The sequence below is a fragment of the Kitasatospora sp. MBT63 genome, assembly GCF_000710465.2.
Lineage (GTDB): Bacteria > Actinomycetota > Actinomycetes > Streptomycetales > Streptomycetaceae > Kitasatospora.
Window position 1 is genome coordinate 18,439 of sequence record NZ_JAIZ01000833.1, and the last position, 8,773, is coordinate 27,211.

2 protein-coding genes are annotated in these 8,773 nt (G+C 75.4%); both read left to right on the forward strand.

Going from position 1 to position 8,773, the window contains the following annotated elements; all coding sequences use genetic code 11:
• The first annotated feature begins 46 nt into the window (after window positions 1-46).
• Entirely contained in the window at window positions 47-3,610 is a 3,564-nt protein-coding gene (locus tag AA75_RS44075) for a non-ribosomal peptide synthetase (RefSeq protein ID WP_051814470.1), read from the forward strand.
• Window positions 3,607-8,773 (forward strand): non-ribosomal peptide synthetase (locus tag AA75_RS53895; protein ID WP_199520574.1); only part of this gene is annotated, 5,167 nt, incomplete at its 3' end. The genes AA75_RS44075 and AA75_RS53895, both read left to right, overlap by 4 nt.

The following is an 8,773-nucleotide window of genomic DNA, read 5'->3' on the forward strand; positions in this document are numbered from 1 at the left end:
CCGCCGCGGGCCCGCCCACCGACCACCCACCACCGAAGGGCAGACCGTGCAGACAATCCCGCCGCCCGGCACCGGGCAGGACGGCACGGCCCAGGCCGCGCCACCGCGGCCGGCCGGGGCACCTGGCGACCCGGCCCCCGGCGGGCTGCTGCACGAGCTGGTCGCGGCCCGTGCGGCCCTGACCCCGCACGCGCCCGCGGTCGCCGCCGGCGGCCACGGGCTGAGCTACGCCGAACTCAACGAGCGGGCCAACCGGCTCGCCCACCACCTGCGCGACCTCGGCGCCGGCCCCGACCGGTTGGTCGGCGTCTGCCTGCACCGCGGCACGGACCTGGCGGTGGCGCTGCTCGCGGTCTGGAAGGCGGGCTCCGCGTACGTCCCGTTCGACCCGGGCCACCCCAAGGACCGCGTCGACTGGGTGCTCGGCGACACCGGCGCCCGCATCGTGGTCACCGAGCAGGCCCTGGCCCCGCTGGTCCGCGCCGACGGCGTCCACCTGGTCACCCTCGACACCGCCGGCCCCGAACTGGCCACCCGGCCCGCCACCGACCCGGTCACCGGAGTCACCGCGGACCACCTCGCGTACGTCATCCACACCTCCGGCTCCACCGGGCGCCCCAAAGGCGTCGCGGTCAGCCACCGCGGCATCGCCAACCGGGTCGCCTGGACCGTGCACACCCACGGCCTCGGCCCCGCCGACCGGGTGCTGCAGAAGACCTCGCTCAGCTTCGACGCGGCCGGCTGGGAGTTCTTCGGCCCGCTGAGCAGCGGCGGCACCGTGGTGATGGCCCCCGTCGGGGTCGAACGCGACCCCGCCGAGATGGTCCGCACCGTCGCCCGGGAGCGGATCAGCGTGCTCCAGCTGGTGCCCTCGGTGCTGCGGCTGCTGGTCGACGAACCCGGCTGGGCCGACTGCACCGCCATCCGGCTGGTCTTCTCGGCCGGCGAACCGCTGCACGCCGAGCTCTGCCAGCGCCTGCTGGCCCGCGCCGACGTCCAGATCTGGAACACCTACGGCCCCACCGAGTGCTCCATCGACGTCACCGCCCAGCACGTCGACCCGCAGCAGCTCACCGGCCCGATCCTGATCGGCCGCCCGATCACCGGCATCCGGCTGCTGGTGCTGGACGGGAACGGCGCCCTCGCCCCGCTCGGCATCCCCGGCGAACTGCACGTCGGCGGCGCCGGCGTGGCCCGCGGCTACGTCAACCGCCCGGACCTGACCGCCGACCGCTTCGTGCCCGACCCGTACGGCCCGCCCGGCGCCCGCCTGTACCGCACCGGCGACCAGGTCCGCTGGCGCGCCGACGGCACGCTCGAGTACCTCGGCCGCCTCGACGGGCAGGTCAAGGTCAACGGCGTCCGGATCGAACCCGGCGAGATCGAGACCGTGCTGGCCGCCCACCCCCGGGTGAGCGCCGCCGCCGTCCTCGCCGTCACCGGCGCCGCCGGTGTCGGCCGGATCGCCGCCTACCTCACCGTCCGCGGCGAGGTCGGCCACGAGGAGCTGCGCGCCCACTGCCGCGAGCGGCTGCCCGAGTACCTGGTGCCCGCCGTCTTCACCGTGCTCGACGCGTTCCCGCTGACCACCAGCGGCAAGCTCGACCGCAAGGCGCTGCCCGCCCCCGGCGAGCGGCCCGCCGGCACCGGCGGGCGGGTGCCGCCGCGCACCCCCACCGAACGCACCGTCGCTGCGATCTGGGCCGACCTGCTGGACACCCCCGACATCGCGGCCGACGACGACTTCTTCCGGCTCGGCGGCTACTCCCTGCTGCTCGGCCGGCTCGCCCAGCGGCTGCGCGCCGCCACCGGCCGCGAACTCGCCCTCGCGGACCTGTTCACCGCCTCCACCGTCCGCGACCAGGCCCGGCTGCTGGAACGCGCCGAGGCCGCGGGCGCCGAGATCACCAAGGTCGACCGCTCGGTGCCGCTGCCGCTGTCGGCCGGCCAGCAGCGGATGTGGTTCCTCGACCAGCTCGCCCCCGGCAGCGCCGAGTACGTGATCCCGCTGTTCCTGCGGCTCCCGGACGACACCGACCCCGCCGTGCTCGGCCGCGCCCTCACCGCGCTGGCCGCCCGGCACGAGGCACTGCGCACCCGCTACCCGCTGGCCGACGGCCGGCCCGTCCAGCAGGTCGACCAGCCCGGCGCCGTCGAGCTCGCCGTCACCGACGCCGACGGACCCGCGCTGGTCGACCGCGTCACCGCGGAGATCGCCCGCGGGTTCGGCCTCGCCGACGGCCCGCTCTGGCGCGCCCTGCTCGCCCGCCGCACCGACGGCTCCGCACTGCTGCTGCTGACGGTCCACCACATCGCCTGCGACGGCTGGTCGACGGTCCTGCTCAAGCGGGAGCTGCGGGAGCTGTACGCCGCCCTCGCCGACGGCCGCGAACCGGACCTGGCGCCGCTGCCGATCGGCTACCCGGACTTCGCCGTCTGGCAGCGCGAGCACTGGCTCACCGAGCAGCTGCGCCACGACCAGCTCGCCCACTGGCGCGAGGCGCTGGCCGGCCTGCCCACCCTGCCGCTGCCCACCGACCGCCCCCGCCCCGCCCACCGCGAGGCGCACGGCGCGGTCCGTGCCGTGCACATCCCCGCCGCCACCGCGCAGGCGCTGACCGAGCTCGGCCGCAGCCGCGGCGCCACGCCGTTCATGACCCTGCTGACCCTCTGGCAGACCCTGCTCGCCCAGCACAGCGGCCAGTGGGACGTCGCCGTCGGCACCCCGGTGGCCGGCCGGGTCCGGCCGGAGACCCGGGGCCTGGTCGGGCTGTTCCTCAACTCCCTGGTGCTGCGCGGCCGGCTCGCCCCCGAGCTGAGCTTCGAGGCGGCTCTGGACCGGGTCCGGGCCGCCTGCCTGGCCGCCTTCGCCCACCAGGACCTGCCGTTCGAGCAGCTGGTCGAGGACCTCCAGCCGTCCCGCGACCCGTCCCGCACCCCGCTCTACCAGGCCCTGTTCGACCTCCAGGACGAAGGGCTGACCGGCCTGGCCGAGGACGACGGCGCCCTCGCCGAGTTCGGCGGCGCCTGGCGCACCACCCCCACCGACCTCGCCCTGATCATGCACCGGCAGGACGACGGCGGCCTGGCCGGCCTGCTGGAGTACGCCACCGCGCTGTTCGACCCGCAGACCGCCGACGCGCTCGCCGACGGCCTGGCCGCCCTCGCCGCCAAGGCCGTCGCCGACCCGGGCGCAGCCCTGGCCACCCTGGACGTGCGCACCGAGGCCGACCGGCGGCGCGCCGCGCTCGCCTGGAACGCCGCCGCCCCGGCGGTGGACCCCGCGCCGACCGCGCCCGCCGCGCACCTGGCCCCGCGCAACCCCTTCGAGGAGCGCCTCGCCGGGATCTGGGCCGAGGCGCTGGAGACCGAGGTCGGCGTCCGCGACGACTTCTTCGCGCTCGGCGGCAACTCCCTGCTCGCGGCGACCGTCACCGCCGCCGCCCGGGCCGAACTCGACCTGGACATCCCGGTCCGGGCGCTGTTCGACGGACCCACGGTCGAGCAGTGGGCGCTCGCCCTGGAGGACTTGATCCGGGCGGAGATCGCCCAGCTCAGCGATGAGGACGTCGTGGCCGACACGACCCGTACGAAGGGGCAGCCGGCATGAGTGCTGGAGACACGCAGCAGACCACCCAGGACGCCACCGCCCTGCGCGAGGAGCTGATCCGCCGCCGGATGGCCGGCGGCCGGCCGGCCGGCCCCGCCGCCATCCCCGCGGCGGACCGCACCAGGCCGCTGCCGCTCTCCTTCGGTCAGCGCCAGATGTGGTTCCTGAACCGCCTCGACCCCGACGCCGTCGAGTACCTGGTACCTCAACTGCTGCGCCTGCGCGGCGACCTGGACCGTGACTCACTCGCCGCCGCGCTCGACGAACTGACCGCCCGGCACGAGATCCTGCGCACCCGGTACGCCTTGGACGGCGAGGAGCCGGTCCAGCTGATCGGACCGGCCACCCCGGGCGTCCTGGCCACCGTCGATCTCACCGGCCGGCCCGCAGCCGACCGCGCCCGCCTCGCCGAGGAGCAGGCCCGCCGGCTCAGCGCCCGGCCCTTCGACCTGGAGCAGGACGCACCCCTGCGCGCCACCCTGTACGTGCTGGCGCCCGACGACCACCTGTTCGCCCTCACCCTGCACCACATCGCCTGCGACGAACGCACGCAGGAACTGCTGATGGCCGAACTCTCCGCGCTGTACGGCGCGTTCCGCGACGGCCTGCCCTCGCCGCTGCCCGCCCCCGGCCTGCAGTACGCCGACTACGCCGCCTGGCAGCGCTCGGATTTCCGCACCCGGCCCGCCGCCGTCCGGCAGCTCTCCTACTGGAAGCAGCAGCTGAGCGGCGTCGAACCGCTCGCACTGCCCACCGACCGGCTCCGCCCGGCGGTCCGCTCCACCGAGGGCGCCGCGCACCGCTTCACCGTCCCCGCCGCGACCGCCGAGCGGCTGCGCGCGCTGGCCGCCGAGCACCGCACCACCCTGTTCACCGTGCTGCTCGCCGGCTACCAGGCCCAGCTCGCCCGCTGGACCGGCAGCACCGACATCGCGGTGGGCACCGTGGTCTCCGGCCGCACCCGCCCGCAGCTGCGCGACCTGGCCGGCTACGGCATCAACACCCTGGTGCTGCGCACCCGCTGGGACGGCGACCCGGCCTTCGCCGACCTGCTCCCGCTGGCCCGCACCACGGTGCTGGACGCCTTCGACCGCCAGGACACCCCGTTCGCCTCCCTGGTCGACGAACTCCAGCCCGAGCGCGACCTGTCCGTCACCCCGCTGTTCCAGACCGCGTTCACCCTGCACGACCGGCAGGCCGGCGAACTCACCCTCGGCGGCGTCCGCGCCGAGCAGGTCCCGCTGCCCTGGCAGGTCGCCAAGTTCGACCTCGCCCTGCAGGCCGCCGAACTCCCCGACGGCTCCCTCGGCTGCCAGTTCGAGTACGCCACCGGCCTGTTCGACCAGCCGACCGTGCAGCGGCTGGCCGGCCACCTGACCCGCCTGCTCACCGCCGTCGCCGAGCACCCCGAAGCCCCGCTGTCCGCCGTCGACCTGCTCGACGCCGCCGAACTCGCCGTGGTCGACCAGCCGATCCCCGGCGCCCCCAGCGCGTGGGACGGCCGCTGCGCCCATCAGGTCTTCGAGGAGCAGGCCGCCCGCACCCCCGACGCGGTCGCCGTCAGCCACCCCGGCGGCTCGCTCACCTACCGCGAGCTCAACGGCCGCGCCAACCGCCTGGCCCGCCGCCTGCGCGCCCTCGGCGTCGGCGCCGAATCGCTGGTCGGCGTCTGCCTGGAACGCGGCCCGGACCTGGTGGTCACCCTGATCGCGGTCCTCAAGTCCGGCGGCGCCTACGTGCCGCTCGACCCGGCCTACCCGTCCGACCGGCTCGCCTACATGGCCGCCGACGCGGCCCTGACCTGCGTGGTCACCGAGACCGCGCACGCCGCGCTGGTCGCCTCCGTGCACGACGGCCCGGCCCTGGTCCTCGAGGACCTCGCCGCCGAACCGGCCGCCGAGAGCGCCGAGGACCTGCCGTCGCTCGCCGGGCCCGACAACGCCGTCTACGTCATCTACACCTCCGGATCCACCGGCCGCCCCAAGGGCGTGGTGCTCTCCCACCGCGCGGTGCTGCGGCTGTTCAGCGCCGCCGCCGGCCTGTACGGCTTCGGCAGCGACGACGTCTGGTCACTGTTCCACTCCTACGCCTTCGACGTGTCCGTCTGGGAGCTGTGGGGCGCCCTGCTGTTCGGCGGCCGCCTCGCCGTGGTCCCCTTCGACGTCGCCCGCTCGCCCGAGGAGCTGCTCGACCTGCTGGTCGCCGAGCGCGTCACCGTGCTCAGCCAGACCCCGTCCGCGTTCCGCTCGCTGGTCACCCTGGCCGGCGCCGGCGACCCGCGGATCGACCGGCTCGCCCTGCGCCACGTGGTCTTCGGCGGCGAGAAGCTGGAGATCGGCGACCTGCGGCCGTGGACCGACCGGCTCGGCCCGGACACCCCCGCGCTGATCAACATGTACGGCATCACAGAGACCACCGTGCACACCACCTTCCACCGCCTCACCGGCACCGACCTCGCCGCGCCCGCGGTCAGCCCGATCGGCCGCCCGCTGCCCGACCTCGGTGTCCACCTGCTCGACGAGCACGGCCGGCTGGTGCCGGTCGGAGTCGTCGGCGAGATCCACGTCAGCGGCCCCGGAGTCGCCCGCGGCTACCTCAACCGGCCCGACCTCACCGCCGAGCGCTTCGTCCCCAACCCGTTCGGCGCGCCCGGCTCCCGGCTGTACCGCTCCGGCGACCTGGCCCGCCGCCTCCCGGACGGCACCCTGGAGTTCGTCGGCCGGGCCGACGACCAGGTGAAGATCCGCGGCTACCGGATCGAACTCGGCGAGATCCAGGCCGCCGTCGCCGCCCACCCGGGGGTGCGCGAGGCCGTCGTCATCGCCCGCGAGGACAGCCCGGGCCGCAAGGAACTGGTCGCCTACTGGACCGCCGAAGCCGACGGCGGACCCACCGCCGCCGACCTGCGGACCCTGCTCGGCCAGAGCCTCCCCGGCTACATGGTCCCGGCCGCCTTCGTCCGGCTCGACGCCTTCCCGCTCACCGGCAACGGCAAGACCGACCGGCGCGCCCTGCCCGCCCCCGAGCGCTCCGGCGCCGGCCAGGACGAGGCCTTCACCGCGCCGCGGACCGTCACCGAGCAGCGGATCGCCGAGGTCTGGTGCCAGGCGCTGGGCCTGGAGCGGGTCAGCGTCGACGCCACCTTCTTCGACCTCGGCGGCGACTCCATCCGCGCCGTCTCCCTGGTCGGCGTCCTGCGCGAGGCCGACTACGACGTCACCGTCCGCGACGTCTTCGAGCACCGCACGGTCGCCGCCCTCGCCCAGTACCTCGGCAACCGGCAGGCCCCGCCCGCGCCGACCCCGGCCGTGGCACCCTTCCAGCTGATCGACCCGGCCGTCCGCGCCGCCCTGCCCGCCGGGATCACCGACGCCTACCCGCTCTCCCAGGTCCAGCTCGGCATGGTCGCCGAACTCCTGACCGGCGGCAGCACCAACACGTACCACAACGTCACCGCCTTCCGGGTCCGCGACGACCGGCCCTTCGACCCGGACGCGCTGCGCCGGGCCGTGCACCAGGTGGTCGCCCGCCACGAGGTGCTGCGCACCTCCTTCGAGCTCACCGCGTACGGCACCCCGCTGCAGCTGGTGCACGGCGAGGTCGAACCGCAGGTCGCCGTCCACGACCTGCGCGCCCTCGACGAGGCCGGACAGGAGGCCGCCGTCCGGGAGTTCACCGCCGCCGAGCGCGCCAACCCGTTCGACCTCGACGTGCCGCCGCTGATCCGGGTCACCGCCCACCTCGCCGCCGGGAACAGCTGGTGGATCTCCATCACCGAGTGCCACCCGGTCCTGGAGGGCTGGAGCTACCACTCCCTGCTGATGGAGACCCTGGAGACGTTCCGCGCGCTGCGGGCCGGCCGGACGCCGCTGGTGCCCGAGACCCCGTCCGTGCGCTTCGCCGACTTCATCGCCGCCGAACTCGACGCCGTCGCCTCCGCCGAGGACCGCGCCTTCTGGCAGGGCGTGCTCGACGAGCACCCGCCGTTCGCGCTGCCGGCCGGCTGGGGCGCGGACCCCGGACAGCCGCGCGAGTACTACCGCGTCCAGGTTCCCTACCAGGACCTGGAACCGCAGCTGCGGCTGCTCGCCGTCCGCTCCCGCGCCTCCCTGAAGAACGTCCTGGTGGCGGCGCACCTCAAGGTGCTCGGCCTGCTCACCGAGGAGGCGACCTTCTGCACCGGCCTGGTCTGCGACGGCCGCCCCGAGGCCGTCGGCGCCGACCGGGTGTACGGCATGTACCTCAACACCCTGCCGTTCCCGGCCCGCCGCACCGCCGCCACCTGGCGGGAGTCGGTCCAGCAGGTGCTCGCCGACGAGATCGCGATGTGGCCGCGCCGCCGCTTCCCGATGCCGGTCATCCAGCGCGAACTCGGCGACGGCGGACGCCTGATCGACGTGATGTTCAACCACCAGGACTTCCACCAGGTCGACCTCGGCCAGATCGACGCAGAGAGCGTAATCGACGAGGGCCACACCGAGTTCGGACTGACCGTCACCACCCTCGGCGGCTGCTTCACCCTGGCCAGCGACACCCACACCCTCACCCGCGCCCACACCGAACGGATCGGCGCCCTCTACCGCGCCGTCGTCGAGGCGATGGCCGCCGACCCCGACGGCGACGCCACGGCCGCGTTCCTGCCGCCCGGCGAGCTGGAGATCGTCGACCGGCCGGTCGCCGCCACCCCGGCCCGCCACGAAGGCCTGTGCGTGCACGAGGTGTTCGAGCGGCAGGCCGCCCTGGCGCCGGAGAAGACGGCCGTCACCCACCAGGGCGTGCCGCTCGGCTACGGCGAGCTGAACCGCCGCGCGAACCGCCTGGCCCGGCGCCTGCGCGAGCTCGGGATCGGCCCCGAGTCGCTGGTCGGCGTCTGCCTGGAGCGCGGCGCGGACCTGGTGGTCACCCTGCTCGCCGTCCTCAAGGCCGGCGGCGCCTACGTCCCGCTGGACCCGGCCTACCCGGCGGACCGGCTGGCGTACATGGCCGCCGACGCCGCACTGGCCTGCGTGGTCACCGAGGAGCGGCACACCGCGCTGGTGGGTTCGGTGTTCCAGGGACCGGTGCTGGTCGCCCAGGAGCTGGCGCACGGCCTGGCCGCGCTGCCCGACCACGACCTGCCGCCCCTCGCCGGGCCCGACAACGCCGTCTACGTCATCTACACCT